Raw genomic sequence first — 17,091 nt, 5'->3', positions numbered from 1 at the left:
ATGCCTGAAGCCGTCATCGTCGCCCATGCCCGCTCCCCCATCGGCCGCGCCGGAAAGGGATCCCTCAAGGACGTTCGTCCCGACGAACTGTCCCGCCAGATGGCCGCCGCACTGCTGGCCAAGGTGCCCGAACTCGACCCCGCCGACATCGAGGACATCCACTGGGGCATCGGCCAGCCCGGCGGGCAGGGCGGCTACAACATCGGCCGCGTGCTGGCGGTGGAACTCGGCCTCGACCACATTCCCGGCGTCACGGTGAACCGCTACTGCTCGTCGTCGTTGCAGACCACCCGCATGGCGCTGCACGCCATCAAGGCCGGCGAGGGAGACGTGTTCATCTCCGGCGGCGTGGAGAGCGTGTCGAGTTTCGGGATCTCCGGCGGCGCCGACGGCGCCCCGAACTCCAAGAACCCGGTCTTCGACGAGGCGATCGCCCGCACCGAGCGCGCATCGGAGGGTGGGGCACCCGCGTGGCACGATCCGCGCGAGGACGGACTGCTCCCCGATGTGTACATCGCGATGGGTCAGACCGCCGAGAACGTCGCAAGCTTCACGGGTATCTCCCGTGAAGACCAGGACCGCTGGGGTGTGCGCAGCCAGAATCGGGCCGAGGACGCGATCAAGGCCGGGTTCTTCGAGCGCGAGATCGATCCGGTGGCGCTGCCCGACGGCACCCTGGTGACCGCCGACGACGGCCCGCGCGCGGGCACCACCTACGAGAAGGTGTCGCAGCTCAAGCCGGTGTTCCGGCCCGACGGGACGATCACCGCGGGTAACGCGTGCCCCCTCAACGACGGTGCCGCCGCGGTACTCATCATGAGTGACACCAAGGCCGCCGAACTGGGCCTGACCCCGCTGGCCCGCGTGGTGGCCACCGCGGCCACCGGCCTGTCGCCGGAGATCATGGGCCTCGGGCCGATCGAGGCGGTGCGCAAGGTGCTGCGGATCGCCGGCATGTCGATCTCCGACATCGACCTGGTGGAGATCAACGAGGCGTTCGCGGTGCAGGTGCTCGGTTCGGCCGACGTACTCGGCATCGACCACGACAAGCTGAACGTGTCCGGCGGGGCCATCGCCCTGGGCCATCCGTTCGGGATGACCGGCGCGCGCATCACCACCACGCTGCTCAACAACCTGCAGACCCACGACAAGACGTTCGGCATCGAGACGATGTGCGTCGGCGGCGGTCAGGGCATGGCGATGGTGCTCGAGCGCCTCAGCTGAAACCGCCGAGGGACACCTCAGACAAACCGAGGCCCCCGCACTCGTCATCGGAGTGCGGGGCCTCGGTGTGTCTGTGGTGAGACTGCTAGTTGCTGGAGTTGAAGTAGCTCAGCAGCCGCAGGATCTCGACGTAGAGCCACACCAGGGTGACGGTCAGACCCAGGGCGACACCCCAGGCGGCCCGCGCCGGTGCGCCGGCGTGAATCAGCTTGTCGGCGGCGTCGAAGTCGACGAGGAAGCTGAACGCGGCGAGCGCGATGCAGATCAGCGAGAAGATGATCGCGATGGGACCACCGTCACGCAAGATGCCCGCGCTGTGGGTGAACAGACCCAGGATCAGGTTGCCCACCATCAGGACGATGACGCCGATCAGGCCGGCGAAGAGCATCCGGGTGAAGCGCGGGGTGACGCGAATCGCACCGATCTTGTAGACGAGCAGCATGCCGAAGAACACGCCGAAGGTGCCGAGTACCGCCTGACCGATCAGCGCGCCCGCGCTGACGTCGCTCACCATCCAGTTCGCGAAGACGAACGAGATGGACCCGACGAACAGGCCCTCGAAGGCCGCGTACGCGAGCACGATGGCCGGGTTGTCCTGCTTGCGTCCGAACGACGCGATCAGCACCAGCACCAGGCCGGCGATGGCGCCGACACCCATGAGCAGCCCGGCGAGCGCGTTGTTGTAGCTGCTGAGGGCGTAGCTGGCGATGGCCGTGATGACCAGCACGCCAAGGGTGATCGCCGTCTTGGTGACGACGTCGTCGATGGTCAGCTGACGCGAGGGCGCCTGCGGCGGCGCGTACTGCTGCGGGATGGGCTGGCCGTACTGGTTGTACATGGCGGCCTGTCCAGCTCCGGCCATGTTGGTACCGAAGCCGGCGTATCCGCCTGGATTCTGGTTGTCGCGGACCACGCCGCGCATCACCGGGTTGCTGCTGTCTCGCACAGGGGCTCCTTGTCAGACCTATGTCTCGTCTTGTCAGACGTATGTCTCGTCAACGGGGGTCGACCCGTTCGAGTTCCGACTTTACCTTCTCTTGACCATCGGGGGTGTCCGGCGACCCGCGATGGGCGTCCAGGAAGTCGCCGACCTGGTCCGGACAGCGTAGTTCACCGGTGCCGAGCATCGCTCTGCCCAGGCACACCGACCGCAGTGTCCGCTCGGCCAGCGCGAGATCGGCACCCCACGCCAGCCCGGGTTTGGTGATCATCAGGGACGCCACCCCGTGCGCGGCGGCCCACAGTTCGAGCACCACGTCGTGCACCTCGTCGCGGCCGAAGATGCCGGCATCGGCCATCTCGGTGACCGTGCCGGTGAATCGCACGAACGCCGAGACGGCCAGCACCTCGTCGACCTTGGACTGCTCGCTGATCGTCATGTTGTGGAAGGCCTGCCGGTAGAGCACCGGGGTGGCCAGGGCGAAACGGATGTAGGCCAGGCCCATCTGCAGCGACCGTTCCAGTGGATCGTCGATCCCGTCCGACGCCTCGGCCAGCCACGCGTCGAGTTGCTCGAAATAGCGGGCGCAGACCGCATCGAGCAGCGCGTCCTTGTCGGCGAAGTGCAGGTAGATCGACGGCGGCGTCACCCCCACCCGCTGGGACACCGCGCGGATCGACACCGCGGCCGAATCCGCCGAGTCGAGCAGGAGGTCGGTGGCGGCGTCGATGATCTCCTCGGCGAGCAGCTCACCGGAGCCGCGCGGTGACCGGGTCCGTCGTGCGATCTTCTTCACCATTCTCCTGTGCGGGTTCGCGCTCCTGCGCCGGCTCCTCGGACAGACCGAACCGGTCGTGCAGGCGGCGCAACGGGCCGGGCGCCCACCAGTTTGCCCGCCCGGCGACTCGCATGAACGACGGGACGAGCAGCATCCGGATCAATGTTGCATCCATCAGCACGGCCAGGGTGAGGCCGACTCCGAACATTCGCATGAACGAGACCTGCGACGCAGCTATTCCGGCGAAGACGATGGCCATCAGCAGTGCCGCGGCGGTGATCACGCGGCCCGTCTTGGCCAGGCCCATCGCGACGGCACGATCGTTGGCCGCGCGGGAGCGATCCGATGCCAGCCACTCCTCACGGATACGGCCGAGCAGGAACACCTCGTAGTCCATGGACAGACCGAAGGCGATACAGAACATGAGCACCGGCATGGTGGCCACCAGGTAGCCGGTGGCCGTGGTACCGAGCCCGCCGAGGTGGCCCTCCTGGAAGAACCACACCATCGCGCCGAAGGTGGCCGACAGCGACAAGACGTTGAGCACCAGCGCCTTGAGCGGCAGCACGACGCTGCCGGTGAACAGGAACAGCAGGATGAACGTGGCCACGGCGATCAGTCCGAGCACCCACGGCAGGTAGTGGTAGATGGCGTCGACCGTGTCGACGTTGGTGGCCGCCGCTCCGGTGAACAGCACGGCGAGCCCGGCCGGCGCCGACACCGCGCGCAACGCGCTCAGCTGGGCCTCGCCTGCTGCACCCATGGGTTCCTTGTTCGTCGACACGGTGAGGACGCCGACGTCGCCGCGCAGGTCGTCGGGACTACCCGGCGCGACCGGCCGTCCGTCGACGAAGGTGCCCGACGCACTCGACACGGAGTTCACCCCCTCCACGCGGGACAGATCGCGGGCGTAGGCGGCGCGCGCGTCGGCGGATACGTCGCCGGTGGCCACCACGGTGATCGTGGACGACAGGTTCTGGGCGTAGTCGTCGCGGATTTCCTGCTGGATCTGATGGGCGCTCGCCGACGCCGGCAGCACCCGGTCGTCGGGGAACCCGAACTTGATGGAGAAGAACGGTGTACCCAGGACCACCAGGACCAGCACCACCGCCACCCCGACGGGTGCGGCGTGGCGCAGCACCCAGGTGGCCGCGCGATACCACCACCCCTCCTCGATCGGGCGGTTCTGCGCGGGTGCCCGGCGCAGCAGTCCGCGCACGCTCAGGGAGTCGATGCGGCCACCGAGCACCATGAGCACGGCGGGGGTCACGATCAGCGACGCCACCGCGGCGACGGCCACCACGCCGACGCCCGCGTAGGCGAAGGAACGCAGGAAATACATCGGGAAGATCGCCAGTGCAGCCAGCGACAGCGCCACCGTGACCGCGGAGAACGCCACCGTGCGCCCCGCGGTGGTGAGGGTACGCACGATGGCATCGGGTCTGTCGCGTCCGTTGGCGACCTCTTCGCGGTAGCGGGTCACCAGCAGCAGCGTGTAGTCGATGGCCAGCGCCAAACCCATTGCGGTGGTGAGGTTCAGCGCGAAGATCGACACGTCGGTCACCGACCCGATGAGGCGCAGCATCGCGAAGGTCACCACGATCGCCACGATGCCCACGCCGACGGGCAACGCAGCCGCGATCAGGCCGCCGAACACGACGATCAGCACGAGGAAGCTGATGGGGATGGCGATGGCCTCGGCGATCGCGAGATCACGGGTGGTCTGGTGGTTGATCTGCTGGTACACCATGGCCTGGCCGCCGACGCGGACGGTGATTCCGTCGCGGGTGCCGCTGAAACGCTTCTCGATGACCTCGGCGTGTGCGGGCGCACGCTCCTCACCACCGTCGAGCGAGACGATGATGAGCGCCGACTCGCGGTTCTTGCTGAGTAGAGCGGGTGCGAGGGTGGGGTCCTGCCACACGGACAAGATGGGTTTCTGGATGTAGTCGAGCGTGCCGAGCTCGTCGACCATCGACCGCCCGACCGCGACGGCGCGGGGATCGGTGGACATGTCGGTGCCCGCGGGTCCGTCGAGCTTGAGCACCACCTGCAGCCCTCCCCGCGCAAAGGTGTCGTCGAGGATGTCGGCGGCGCGTGCCGACTCCGAATGCGGGTCGCTGTAACCGCCCGGGAGGAGGTGCTGCGAAGCAGATGCCCCGTACAGTCCGCACAGAACCAGGACCAAGAAGGTCACGGCGAGAACGGTTTTCGGCGCGCCGATGACGACGCGGGTAAGACGAGCCAGCATGGTGGACTCCAGCCGTGGACGATGACTTACCCGCGTTAAGTTATCAGGGTTAAGTCACGGGGGTCAATGGCCTGTCCGACATTGGGACCACACGTGGCATGCTGATCACCGCGCCCCTATAGCCCAATTGGCAGAGGCAGCGGACTTAAAATCCGCCCAGTGTCGGTTCGAGTCCGACTGGGGGCACTCACACCAGGGGGCACTCACACCAGGGGCACTCATCACCGCAGGTGGCGCATCGCGTGGCCCACACGCAAAGCAACGCTCAGTGGGTCGTCATCGTGCCCGAGACCTCTTCGATGGCGCCCATCGTGTCAAGGTCTTCGGCGGCGGAGAGGAACCGCTGGGTGAAGGCGTGTACCGCTTCGGCGGGTTGCATCTCCACCGGTGTTGCGAGCCACACCAACAGGCCGTAGAGCGGCTGTGCCCGGTACTGAAGCCATGCCACGTCCTCCGGGATGTTGATCTCGTACTTGGCCAGCTCCGCCAAGTAGCCCTTGACCAGGTCCCGTTCGTGCGCGCGGCGGTCCTCGGTGGACAGCGATGTCGAGAGGAAGTAGCTCACATCGAGCGCCCAGCAGCCCTTGCGTAGCACCTGCCAGTCAACGAATATCGGTTCGCCAGTGAGGTGAAAGCCCAGGTTCTTCAGGTGCGGGTCACTGTGGAGCAGAGTGCGGGGCTCCTCCGCGTCATAACGGAGCAATGCCCCGATCGCACGCTTGACCCGCTCGGAATCGCGCAGCGCCTCGGGTACGGAGAAGTCGAAAACCGAACCCTCGGCGAGCTTTTCGCTCGCGTAGTCGGAGAACATCTTGATGGCGTCGGACTGCGGCCCCTCATTGGGTGTCCACACCCATTCGAGTTCGTCGAGTGTCGGCGAGTTCCAGAAGTGCGCGTGATAGCGGGCCATGGCCGTCAAGACGGCTTCTGCGCGAACAACATCGATGGGTTCCTCGGCCTTGCCCCAATCTGCCAGAACCACATCCTCGAGCACCAGAACAAACGAGCCGTCCTCGTCGCTGAGCTCGGCGTGCAGGCACCGCGGCGTTGGGATGTCGACCGCGGGGAGGACGTCGTTGAAGAACTTGACCTCCGCGTGATAGATGCCTGCCGCGGTGAACAGTTCACCGAACACGTTGTCGAAGTTGGTCTTCACGAACAGTTGTGTCGGCAGGTCCGGCGACGGGTCCGCGTACTGCGCAGTGAGTCGTAGCCGGGTGGACGTCCCTTGATCAACCTCGTCGACCTTTAGCGATGTGACGGTCGTGCCGGGGTACTTCGAGGCGAGAACCCCGGTGAGCCACTCGGCGGTGAAGTCGGATTTCTGGGCCGGAATCCGGGGCGATGTTTCCACAGTGCTGCGCCTGTCTGCACGTTCAGTGCTTTAAGAGATTAATAATTGCACTACTACCGCACCACTATGAGGTAGATCTCCCTTGGGTGTCAATATGTTGTGTGCAACAACTGGGCTGCACGCGCGGTGAGGACCTCTGTGGAGGAATCCGAGGTGTACCGAAGCCGGCGAGGCTTCCTCCGGTCGGCTCCCCATCGGCGTCGCGGAGTCACATGACAGTCGAAACCAACTGTGGCGGCAGTTCGCCGTCGCAGTCGTCCTCGATCAGAAGAGTTTCAGTCGCCCTTGCCCATTCGACGACCGCGGGGCGTCGGTGCGAGGCCAGTGGCACCCCGATCGGAAACCGGCGGCTCGGCGTGAGCAGGACGGCAGTACATCCCGTCAGTACACGAGCAACTGCACACCCAGACCCACCGCGACGGAGAACACCGCACACAGCATCATCGGGATGAAGAACGATCCGTTCAGCAGGAACGAACCTGTCGCGTCGAACCCGTCTTGTCGGTCAGGATGCACGCCTGTCCCAGGCCGCTCATCGACGCCAGCAGGTTGTTACCGACCGTGGCTCCGAGCATGCCGGCCATCGGACCCACGCCCAGACCCGCGCTCAGCGCCGCGGGAATCAGAATCGACACCGAAGCGGACTGACTCTGGATCAACGCGGTCAACAGGAACAGGATGAGCGCAAACAACACCACGGACACGCCCACCGCGCTGTTGACGAAGCTGACCACCTGATCCATGTGGTCGTTGAGGATGGTGCCGGCCAGAACGGGCACCGACACCAGTAGCAGCACCGCCACCAGACCCGTTCCGATGATCGATTCGTCGAGCACCCTGTTGGTTTTCACCTTGCACAGCACCATGATCAGGCCGGCGACGGCGAACATGATGATCGGGATGATGAACGACATCGACACGGTGGCCTCGGCCAGCGTGCCATCTGCCCGGGACACCGCGTAGGTGGGACGCAGACTCTGGAAGAGTCCCAGCACCACACCGACGACGACGCCGATCAGGAAGATGTAGGCACTCCACGCCGCCCGTGGCGGCAGCGGCTCGCGCTCGGCGTCGCTGACCGCCTCATGGGGCAATTCGACGAGACCCTCGGTGAGTCTGCGCTGGTACTCCGGATCGTCCTCGAGGTTCTTTCCGACGCGGGACATGACCAGCGACGTGAGGATGGTCGCGGCGAGTGTCGAGGGGACGGTGACCAGCAGGATCTTGCCGAGCGAATTGCCCTGGGATTCGGTCATGTTGAGGAAGATGTAGGTCACTGCCGCAACCGGGCTGGCCAGAAGCGCCATCTGACACACCGTGGTCGCCGTGGCGAGGATGCGTTCGGGCCGGATCTTCGCCGAATACGAGACCTCGTACAAAATGGGGATCAACGCGAAGGTGATGTTGCCGGTACCCGACATCACGGTGAACAGCCACACCACCAGGGGACCGACGACCGGGATCTGTTTCGGATGCTTGCGCAACGCTTTCTCGGCCAGACGCACGAGGTAGTCCATGCCACCGGCAGCGCTCATCGCCGCACTCGCGGTGATCACCGCGAGGATGACGAAGATCGCCGTGATCGGCGGTGAGGCCGGTCGCAGTCGCATGAACTCGACGAGGATGAAGACCGAGACGCCGGACATACCGACGAGTGCCATCGGGCCGTACTTCGCTCCCAGCACCAAGGGGATCAGGAACAAGGCGATCTGTGCGATCACATAAAGGGCGTACACGTGATTCCCCTTCGAGGTTCCGCCCGAAATCCGGAGATGCACCCGGGCACTGAGCGACGACCACGGTTTGGCCGGGTCGCGAGGCAGATCGTATGGCGCCCGCGGCCGCCGGCCGTCCCGCATGCGAGATGACGACGCGATTTGCGGCACTGATGGCACAAATCCGAATCAGTTCCGAAGGACCACGCACTCCTCCGGATCAGGTGAACCGCGACGTCACGTGCCGCGGGCAGTTCCGTCTCAGCGCAGATTCTCGAGCAGCCGTAGACAGACCTCACTGACCGTCGGATAGGCCGGCACGGCATGCCAGAGGCGTTGCAGCGGAACCTCGCCGACCACGGCAATGGTCGCCGCATGAACCATGTCGTCGATGCCGGGGCCGACGAAGGTGGCTCCCACCACGACGTCGCGGGCACGATCGATCACCAGCTGCGCGTGCCCCTGATAGTCGGCGGCGGCCAGCGACGAACCGGCCACGGCGATGTCCAGGCTCGACGTCGTCACGTCGAGTCCCGCCGCGCGTGCGGCACGTTCGGTGAGTCCCACCGAGCCGACCTGGGGGCGGGTGAACACCGCCTGCGGCACCGCGGTGTGGTCGGCGCTCGCGCGGAACCGCTCGGCGTCGATGGGCAAACCCGCGGCGCGCGCGGCGATCACATCGCCGGCGACGCGCGCCTGGTACTTGCCCATGTGGGTCAGCGGTGCGCGCCCGTTCACATCCCCCACCGCGTACAGCCAGTCGAGTCCGCCCACATTGAGGTGGTCGTCGACGTCGAGCGGTTCACCGCCGTCGATGCCCACCGTGTCGAGCCCGATGTCGGCGGTCGCCGGTCGCCGACCCGCCGCCACCAGCACCTCGTCGACGTCCATGATGTCGTCGGGGCGTCCGTCGGAATGCGTCACGGTCAGCCGCACCGGTCCGCCGTGAATCCGGCCGTACCCGGTGTCCGCCGCCTCGGGCCGCACGGCCTTCGAGAACGAGGAGCCGAACTCGACGCGCACCCCGCGCTCGCCGAGTGCTTCCGAGACTCGTTCTCCGGCAAAGGGTTCCATCGAGGCGAGGAGCGTCTGCCCGCGTACCACCATGGTGACCTGCGCGCCGAGGTCGGCCAGCCAGGTGGCGGCCTCGCAGGCCACCACGCCACCGCCGAGCACCGCGATCCGCTCCGGCACCTCGACGAGGTTCGTGGCGTCGCGCGACGTCCAGGGCAGCGCATCGGCCAACCCGTCGATCGGCGGAACGGTTGGCGTGCTGCCGGTGGCCAGCACCACCGCCTCGCGGGCACGCAGGCGCCGGCCATCCACCTCGATCTCGCGTTCCCCGGACAGCACCGCCCGCCCCCGCACCACGTCGATACCGGCGCCGTCCGCCCACTGCACCTGAGAAGCGTCGTCACGCTGATGGGTCATCTGCGATCGCCACCGCAACAGTGCTCCCGAATCCGGGCGGGTCGAAGCGATCTCGGGCTGCGCGGCAGGCAGCGCAGCCGCGGCGTCGAGCGCGGCACCGGCGCCCAACAGCGCCTTGCTCGGCATACAGGCCCAGTAGGAACACTCGCCGCCGACCAGTTGACTCTCGACGAGCAACGCGGTCCTGTCGCTGCCACGGATGGCGTAGTCGGCAGCGTTCTCCCCGGCCGGTCCGGCCCCGATCACGATCACGTCATAGGTGTCTGTGGACGTCATGATCTCCACGGTAGGCGCGTTGGGCGGTGACGGTAGACACAAACCGACCCGCACCAACAGCGCAAACTTGGGCGCACGCTGACCCGAAACCCGGCGCACGCGGCTCGACTGTGCCACCGTGTCAGGTCATGCGGGTCGGGCTGCGGAACAGGTCATCAGCGGGACGTGCGGTGCGCGCCGCACTCGGAGCGCTCACGGCAGTGGTCTGCGTGGCGGTCGGCGGCGTGGTCACCACACCTGCCGCGTCGGCCGCCGGCCCCACCCGCGACGACGTGTACGCGCTCGCCGGCTCCTGCGTCACGATCACCACCGCGGACGGTCGTCCGGTCGGCGGCCGGCCCGGGCCGGTGTTCGTCGAGGCGGCGGGGCTCAGCCGGTTCCTGCTCTACCGCGCCGACCGGTCCTTCGTAATGCCCGGACGCGGCGGCGCGACCGTCTCGTCGGCACCGGTGTCCGACACGGCGGTGTGGACCGTCGATCCCGGCACCTCGGGCTACATTCTGCGCGCGGGCACCGGGCCGGCCCTGACGAACGTCACGATCACACCCGCCACCGGATGCACCCACTACCCCGATGCCCAGATCAACGTGACCGGCGCACCCTTCACCGGCACCGATGACCACGGCGATCTGCGTGGCTTCGTCGATTCCCACGCCCACCTCATGGCCGAGCAGTTCCTGGGCGGAGAGTTCTTGTGCGGCAAGCCCTACAGCCCCCTCGGAGTGACCGACGCGCTGCGCGACTGCCCCGACCATGCGCCCGGCGGCCTACCCGCGGTGTCCGAACAGGTACTGTCGCGGCCCGGGCCACACGACACCGTCGGCTGGCCCACCTTCCGTGACTGGCCGCGGTGGGACTCGCTGACCCATCAACAGACCTACTACCGGTGGATCGAGCGCTCGTGGCGGTCGGGCCTGCGGATGATCCAGAACTACTACGTCCAGAACCGTGTGCTCTGCGAGAAGTACCCGCTGCGCGATCAGCCGTGCAACGAGATGGAGTCGATCCGCATCCAGCACCGGATGCTGCTCGGCATGCAGGACTACATCGACGCGCAGGCCGGCGGGCCCGGCCGCGGCTTCTTCCGCATCGTGTCGAGCGCCGCCGACGCGCGGCGGGTGATCGCGCAGGGCAAGCTCGCGGTGACCCTCGGCATCGAGGTGTCCGAACCGTTCGGCTGCAGCGAGGTCGGCGGGCGCGCGCAGTGCGACCGCGCCGACATCGATCGCGGCCTCGACGAGCTCGAGCACCTGGGCATCCGGCAGGTGATCCTCACCCACAAGTTCGACAACGCCTTGGGCGGAACACGATTCGACCAGGGAGCAACAGGCGCCGCAGTCAACACCGGACAGATACTCTCCGACGGGCATCCGTGGCAGACCCAACCGTGCAACACCGACCAGCACGACAATCCGGCGGTGGGCTATCCACGCGATGCCTGCAACGTCCGCGGCCTCACCGCGCTCGGCGCCTACACGGTCGGCGGCATCATCGCCCGCCACATGGCCATCGACATCGACCACATGAGCGTCAAGACCGCCACCGGCGTCCTTGACATCGTAGACCGGCGTCACTATCCGGGTGTGGTGTCGTCGCACACCTGGACCGACAAGAGCAACTACCGCCGCATCCTGGCCGACGGCGGCATCGTCGGATTGTTCGAGACGCCCGCCGAGGCCGAACCGGGCGAGACCGGCAGGCACGGCGACCTGCCGCCCGACTTCCTGTCGGCCTGGCGGGTGCTGCGGGCACAACGCTCCGCCGACCACTACTTCGGTGTGGGTTTCGGGCCCGACATGGGCGGCCTCGGTAAGCAGGCCCACCCACGACCGTCGGCGCGCACCCGCCCGGTCCGCTACCCGTTCCGCGGCGCCGACGGCACCACCCTGATCGACCGGCAGGTGACGGGCACCCGTGTGTTCGACGTCAACACCGACGGGACCGCGCACTACGGTCTGCTGCCCGACTGGATCGAGAGCCTCCGCATCCAGGCCGGACCCGACGGGCAGACGCTGATCGGCGATCTGTTCCGGGCCGCGGAGGCCTACACGCGGTTCTGGGAGCGTGTCGAGACCTACCGCTGAGCCGCTGTGGGGCGAGGACCGATGTAACGAGCGGCATGTCGTTAGCGACACTTCCGATATCGCTGCGCTTTCGGTATCGCTGCGCGCACTTCACGGCAGGAGCCTCATGCCCGATACATTCCAGTCCCCCGACCACACTTCCGACGATCACCGGGCCGTCAGCCAACACCGGCCGGTCCGACGCCGGGCGGTCGGTGTGGCCGCGGTCCTCGCGCTGACCCTGGCCCTGATCGGGCTCGGTGCGGTCGCCGGGCGCGACGGGAAGGCCTCCGCCCTCGTCGGTCACCCGGAGGTGCTGCGCCCCGGCTGCACCTGGGACAGTTCGGGCAACTACGTGCAGAACTGCAAGGTGTGGTCGGAGTCGCAGCACAAGTACGTGATCGTGCAGATCCGAGCGTCCAACGGCAGCGACAAGGGCGTCTATCTCCTCGACGGCATGCGCGCACGCGACGACCGGTCGGCGTGGACCACCGACGTGCAGGCCGCCAAGGTCTACGACGGCAAGAGTGACACCACCCTGGTGATGCCCGCGGGCGGCGCGTCGTCGTTCTACACCGACTGGGACGCCGGGGCCGGCGACAAGAACACCACCATCAAGGAGGAGACGTTCCTCACCAAGGAACTGCCCGCCTACCTGTCGACCAACTTCGGGGTCAGCCCCAGCAACAACGCGATCGTCGGACTGTCGATGTCGGCGGGACCCGCGGTGACGCTGGCCGAGCGTCACCCCGAACAGTTCCGGGTGGTGCAGGCGATGTCGGGCTACTACCAGACCGACAATCCGATCGGCGCGCTCGGCGTGCTGGCCACGCAGACCATCGTCTCCAACTACACCAACGGCATCGTCAACATGTGGGGTGCGCCGGGCAGCCCGCGCTGGACCGCGAACGATCCGTCGAAGAACATCGACAAACTCCAGCAGAACGGCCAGGTGCTGATCATCTCCTCGGGCAACGGGTTCCTCACCCCCGGCGAGATGGCGAAACTCTCACAGCAGGACCAGATCAGTGCGATGGCGCTGGAGATGCTGTCGGCGGTGTCGACGGTGCTGATGCAACTGCAACTGGCACAGAGCGGTGTCTCGGTGATCTCGCTGCCCAACTACGGCGGGCACACCTGGTCCACGTGGGACCGCAGCCTGGGTGACGGCAAGGACAAGGTGCTCGAGACCCTCAACTCCACCCCGCCGGTGACCACCAAGACGCAACTGGTCGACGCGTCGGGCACCCCCGCACCCAGCGGCGTCGCCAAGGCCACCCAGGCGGCCCGCATGGCCGCGGCGCAGACCGTGACGCTCGCCGACCGTGACTCCGGTGACCCGTCGACGACTCCGTCGGCCACCACGTCGTCGGAGTCGTCGACCGCAACGGGCTCGACCACGGCATCTGGGTCGGCATCAGCATCGGGCTCCGCGACGTCCACAACGGGCCCGGACGGCGAGGCGGGCACGTCCACCGAGGCCACACCGGCGCCGGAAACCACCACCGAAGCACCGTCGCAGCCCACCGCCGCCTCCAACACCGGCGCCCCCAGCACCGGCGTCACCACCGGTGATCCGGAGCCGTCCACCACCACCACGACACCGGTGCCGTCGCGGTGACACCGGGGTGATCTACTCGACGCATGGCGTCGTCGCACTCGTTCATCCTCGCCGAGGGCGCGGCCGACGCCGCGCTGCTCACCCTGGGTATCGCGTTGTACTCGGCGATCATCCTGATCGGCATCGGCGTGGGCGTCTACGCGGTCACCCACGGTCGCCGCACGCTGGCCATCGCGATGGCGGTCCTGGTGGGAGTGCTCACGGTGACCGGTGTGATCCTGGCGGTGGCCAGCAGCATTCACTGACCGCAGCGTGACGCAGCAGACTCTGTCGGTAACCTCCACGCTTGCGGGTGTTCACCTCCCGGTACCGATCCGGGTCTAGCTTGATCCCCGGATGTCACCACAGCCACCTGAGCATCGGAGTACACGTGTCGAACGAGCCTTTCGGTGGTCTGAGCCGCCGCGAATTCCTCTCGCGGGTGACGGCGGTGGGCGGCGGCGCGCTGCTCGCCTCGTGGGCCGGACCGATCATCGACAAGGCCTACGCCCAGGCCGACCCGATGGGCACCGGCTCGCTGCACGACATCGAGCACATCGTGCTGTTCATGCAGGAGAACCGGTCCTTCGATCACTACTTCGGCACCTATTCCGGGGTCCGCGGATTCGGCGAGAACACTCCGCTGTGGCGGCAGTACGGCTGGGCGCCGGGCGTGGGACCCACCAAATCCGGGTACACCATGCCGTTCCGGCTCGACACCACCAATGACGCCAACCTCGACGGCGAGTGCATCAACGATCCCGACCATTCGTGGGCGGGCCTGCACAAGGCGTGGAACCACGGCCGCAACGACGGCTGGCTGCCGATGTCGATCGACTCGGTGGGTCCGGCGAACGCACCCGCGCTGATGGGCTACTACGAGCGCGAGGACATCCCGATCCACCGCACGCTCGCCGAGGCGTTCACGATCTGCGACGACTACCACTGCTCGGTGCTCGGACCCACCGACCCCAACCGGCTGTACTGGATGAGCGCCACCCTCGATCCCGACGGCACCCACGGCGGTCCGCTGCTCGAGACGCCGACCCTGATTCCCAAGTTCGCCTACAGCTGGCGCACCATGCCCGAGAATCTCCGCGATGCCGGGGTGAGCTGGAAGATCTACAACAACAAGGATCTCGGGCCGGTGTCGTCGGTGGTGCTCGACGGCATGATGGGCTGCTTCAAACAGGCCGAAAACCCCAATTCCGAGCTGGCCCGACGGGGTATCGCACCCACCTACCCCAGCGATTTCCAGGCCGACGTCGCGGCCAACCGGCTGCCCAAGGTGTCGTGGGTGGTGCCCCCGGCGATGGAGTGCGAGCATCCGGCCCTGCCGGCGGCGCTCGGCGCGGTGGGCATCGTGCAGCTCATCGACATCCTCACCTCCAATCCGGCGGTGTGGGAGAAGACCGCGCTGATCATCAGCTACGACGAGAACGGCGGCTTCTTCGACCACGTCGTCCCGCCGACCCCGCCGCCGGGCACCAAGGGCGAGTTCGTCAGCGTGCCGAACATCAACGCGGTGGCGTCGTCGAAGGGTATCCGCGGTCCGATCGGCCTGGGCTACCGCGTGCCCTGTTTCGTGATCTCGCCGTACAGCCGGGGCGGGCTGGTGGCCACCGACACCTTCGACCACACCTCCCAGCTGCGGCTGATCGAGGAGCGCTTCGGCGTGGACGTGCCCAACCTGACGCCGTGGCGACGACGCACGGTCGGCGACATGACGTCGGTGTTCGATTTCGCCCATCGACCCGACTCGGCCCGCCCACGCCTCGGCGACCCGAATCCGAAGGCGCAGAACGCACTTGTGCAGTGCGGCCCCAACATCGCGGCCGGCACCGCCGGCTACGGAGCCCCTTATCCGGTGCCGCCGAACCGGATGCCGCGCCAGCAGCCGGGCACTCGGCGTGCACCCAGCGGCATCGTCTGAGCCGTCCCGTCACACAACGAGCGCCGCCGGACTTCTCGGCGGGGCTCGTCGTGTGTGCTCGGGTGAACGTCAGGGGACCAGCGACGGCAGCAGCGAGTGCGCCGTCGCGGCAATCTGACTCAACTGCGGGTTGGTCGCGACCGCCCGATCGACGCCCAGGCGGATGTTGCGCACCGTCGGGTCGTTCTCCAGCGGCGTGACGGCCTGCTGCACCGGTGCGGCCACGTTCTGTGCCAGATCGGCGACCGGCGCAGGCAGCGTCGGGAGCGGAGCCGATGCCTGCACCGGCGTCGGAACGGTGGCGTCGGCGTAGGTGCTACCCACGCCCGCGCCGACACCCGCACCGATCGCGGCACCAATGGCGGCACCGACGAGCGGGGTGGCGATCGCGGTCACCGGGAAGGCGATGGTGGTGGCCAGGGCGGCGACAGCTGCGCAGGGGACGAGCGTCCCGATGGTCCCGATCACCGGGACGACAGTGGCTGCGGCCGACCCGAGCGAGCAGACCACCGTGCCGATGGCCGGAACCACGGCGACGGCGATGGCGCCGGCGAACGGCGCTGCCGCCACACCGATTCCGAAGCCGATCACCGCACCGACGCCGGCACCCACCGCCGTCGAGGTACCGATCTGCTGGGACGTGGCCACGTCGTGCCGCCCGAACTCACCGATCGAGGGGCCCGCGGACGGAATGGTGACGATGTTGTCGGCCAGACTCACCGGTGCCGCGACCTTCGGCGCGAACTCGGTGACTGCGGCCAAGGGCGCCAGCGCCGGAGCGACGCCCGCCGCCGTCGCGGACGGGGCGACCAGCGCGAAACTGGTCGCGGCCGCCGCACCCATCAGTGCCGCGGTGACGCCGGCGCGTGTGACGCGACCCGAGACAGCGCGTGCGCCACCTTGTGCGCCGACGCACACGGTCGGCGTCGAAGCATATGAAGCCGTGCTCATGAGATTGATGTCCTTTCGGAAGGCTGGAGGAACCCAGGGACGACCACGGAATGCGGGTGGTGCATCCGCACGGCAATCTCAATACGGCAGCACTGTGTGTGCCGGTCGCGCACACAAGGGTGCAGCGAACCGACAGTTCAGGGATTCGGAAACGTTGTCCGGACCGGACTTTCACCTACCCGGAACGACGCGGTGGATCGGTCAGTCGACCGACATCTCACCGAGCTCCGACCACCCGTCGGCGTCGATCGTGGTGTTGATGATCCGCGGGGTGGCCTGCAGATACTGCGGCAGGTCGGTGGTCGCGGTGGTGAAGTGGGCGCTGGTCACGTGGGCTTCGGCGGCGTCGTCGTCGAAGGCCTCGATCAGCACGTACTCGTTGGGGTCGGACAGGCTGCGCGACCACTCGAACCACTTGTTGCCCGGCTCGGCGCGGGTCGCCTCGGTGAAATCGGCGACGAGTTGGGGCCAGGTGTCGGCGTATTCGGGTTTGATCTGCCATAACGCCACGATGTGGATCATGAATCCACCGTAGGTGGCGCACAGCGACATCGGAACCACGGCCCCGTCTCGAA

General features: G+C 67.4%; 13 protein-coding genes and 1 tRNA gene. 6 read left to right on the top strand and 8 right to left on the bottom strand.

Annotated features, from left to right (window positions below; genetic code table 11):
• Window positions 1-1,224, top strand: a complete 1,224-nt coding sequence (locus tag ACWDSI_RS02105; protein ID WP_449755516.1) for an acetyl-CoA C-acetyltransferase — start codon at window positions 1-3, stop codon at window positions 1,222-1,224.
• An 85-nt stretch (window positions 1,225-1,309) separates the two neighbouring features.
• Here ACWDSI_RS02105 and ACWDSI_RS02100 read toward each other — a convergent pair whose 3' ends face one another.
• From ACWDSI_RS02100 to ACWDSI_RS02090, 3 genes are read right to left on the bottom strand one after another with little or no spacing between them, the layout of a single operon-like run.
• Window positions 1,310-2,170 carry a Bax inhibitor-1/YccA family protein gene (locus ACWDSI_RS02100; RefSeq protein WP_449748530.1) on the bottom strand — a complete coding sequence of 287 codons (861 nt, stop codon included), beginning with the start codon at window positions 2,168-2,170 and terminating at the stop codon, window positions 1,310-1,312.
• A gap of 49 nt (window positions 2,171-2,219) precedes the next feature.
• Window positions 2,220-2,960 (bottom strand): TetR/AcrR family transcriptional regulator, encoded by a 741-nt coding sequence (locus ACWDSI_RS02095; RefSeq protein ID WP_449755515.1) that lies wholly within the window; start codon window positions 2,958-2,960, stop codon window positions 2,220-2,222.
• On the bottom strand, window positions 2,914-5,193 hold the full coding sequence (locus tag ACWDSI_RS02090; protein WP_449755514.1) for an MMPL family transporter: 2,280 nt from the start codon (window positions 5,191-5,193) through the stop codon (window positions 2,914-2,916). The genes ACWDSI_RS02095 and ACWDSI_RS02090 overlap by 47 nt, the downstream gene beginning before the upstream one ends.
• 112 nt (window positions 5,194-5,305) lie before the next feature.
• On the opposite strand from ACWDSI_RS02090, the gene ACWDSI_RS02085 reads away from it, so the two are divergent.
• Window positions 5,306-5,379, top strand: a tRNA-Leu gene (locus tag ACWDSI_RS02085).
• Window positions 5,380-5,458: 79 nt separating this feature from the next.
• Here ACWDSI_RS02085 and ACWDSI_RS02080 read toward each other — a convergent pair.
• From ACWDSI_RS02080 to ACWDSI_RS02070, 3 genes are all read right to left on the bottom strand, one after another.
• Window positions 5,459-6,547 carry a phosphotransferase gene (locus ACWDSI_RS02080; RefSeq protein WP_449748533.1) on the bottom strand — a complete coding sequence of 363 codons (1,089 nt, stop codon included), beginning with the start codon at window positions 6,545-6,547 and terminating at the stop codon, window positions 5,459-5,461.
• A 464-nt stretch (window positions 6,548-7,011) separates the two neighbouring features.
• Entirely contained in the window at window positions 7,012-8,268 is a 1,257-nt protein-coding gene (locus ACWDSI_RS02075) for an anaerobic C4-dicarboxylate transporter family protein (protein ID WP_449755513.1), read from the bottom strand.
• 255 nt (window positions 8,269-8,523) lie between these two features.
• On the bottom strand, window positions 8,524-9,969 hold the full coding sequence (locus ACWDSI_RS02070; RefSeq protein WP_449755512.1) for a dihydrolipoyl dehydrogenase family protein: 1,446 nt from the start codon (window positions 9,967-9,969) through the stop codon (window positions 8,524-8,526).
• A 128-nt stretch (window positions 9,970-10,097) separates the two neighbouring features.
• Between ACWDSI_RS02070 and ACWDSI_RS02065 the strand changes: the two genes are divergently transcribed.
• The 4 genes from ACWDSI_RS02065 to ACWDSI_RS02050 all read left to right on the top strand — a co-directional run bounded on the left by ACWDSI_RS02065 (window position 10,098) and on the right by ACWDSI_RS02050 (window position 15,565).
• The gene (locus ACWDSI_RS02065; RefSeq protein ID WP_449755511.1) at window positions 10,098-12,053 is read left to right on the top strand and encodes a sphingolipid ceramide N-deacylase; all 1,956 of its coding nucleotides are present in this window, start codon (window positions 10,098-10,100) and stop codon (window positions 12,051-12,053) included.
• Between the two features lie 106 nt (window positions 12,054-12,159).
• Complete coding sequence (locus ACWDSI_RS02060) at window positions 12,160-13,653, top strand: alpha/beta hydrolase (RefSeq protein WP_449755510.1); 1,494 nt, start codon at window positions 12,160-12,162, stop codon at window positions 13,651-13,653.
• Between the two features lie 23 nt (window positions 13,654-13,676).
• On the top strand, window positions 13,677-13,898 hold the full coding sequence (locus ACWDSI_RS02055) for a hypothetical protein (RefSeq protein WP_449748539.1): 222 nt from the start codon (window positions 13,677-13,679) through the stop codon (window positions 13,896-13,898).
• A 125-nt stretch (window positions 13,899-14,023) separates the two neighbouring features.
• Window positions 14,024-15,565 (top strand): phospholipase C, encoded by a 1,542-nt coding sequence (locus ACWDSI_RS02050; RefSeq protein WP_449755509.1) that lies wholly within the window; start codon window positions 14,024-14,026, stop codon window positions 15,563-15,565.
• A 69-nt stretch (window positions 15,566-15,634) separates the two neighbouring features.
• Here ACWDSI_RS02050 and ACWDSI_RS02045 read toward each other — a convergent pair whose 3' ends face one another.
• Both ACWDSI_RS02045 and ACWDSI_RS02040 read right to left on the bottom strand, forming a co-directional pair.
• Window positions 15,635-16,516: a hypothetical protein gene (locus tag ACWDSI_RS02045; protein WP_449755508.1), complete on the bottom strand. Its 882-nt coding sequence runs from the start codon at window positions 16,514-16,516 to the stop codon at window positions 15,635-15,637.
• Between the two features lie 201 nt (window positions 16,517-16,717).
• On the bottom strand, window positions 16,718-17,038 hold the full coding sequence (locus ACWDSI_RS02040) for a putative quinol monooxygenase (protein ID WP_449755507.1): 321 nt from the start codon (window positions 17,036-17,038) through the stop codon (window positions 16,718-16,720).
• Between the last annotated feature and the right edge of the window lie 53 nt (window positions 17,039-17,091).

The organism is Gordonia sp. NPDC003429, from assembly GCF_053588575.1.
Note: the sequence above shows the minus strand (reverse complement) of the source record. Positions and strands in the feature narration are given on the sequence as shown.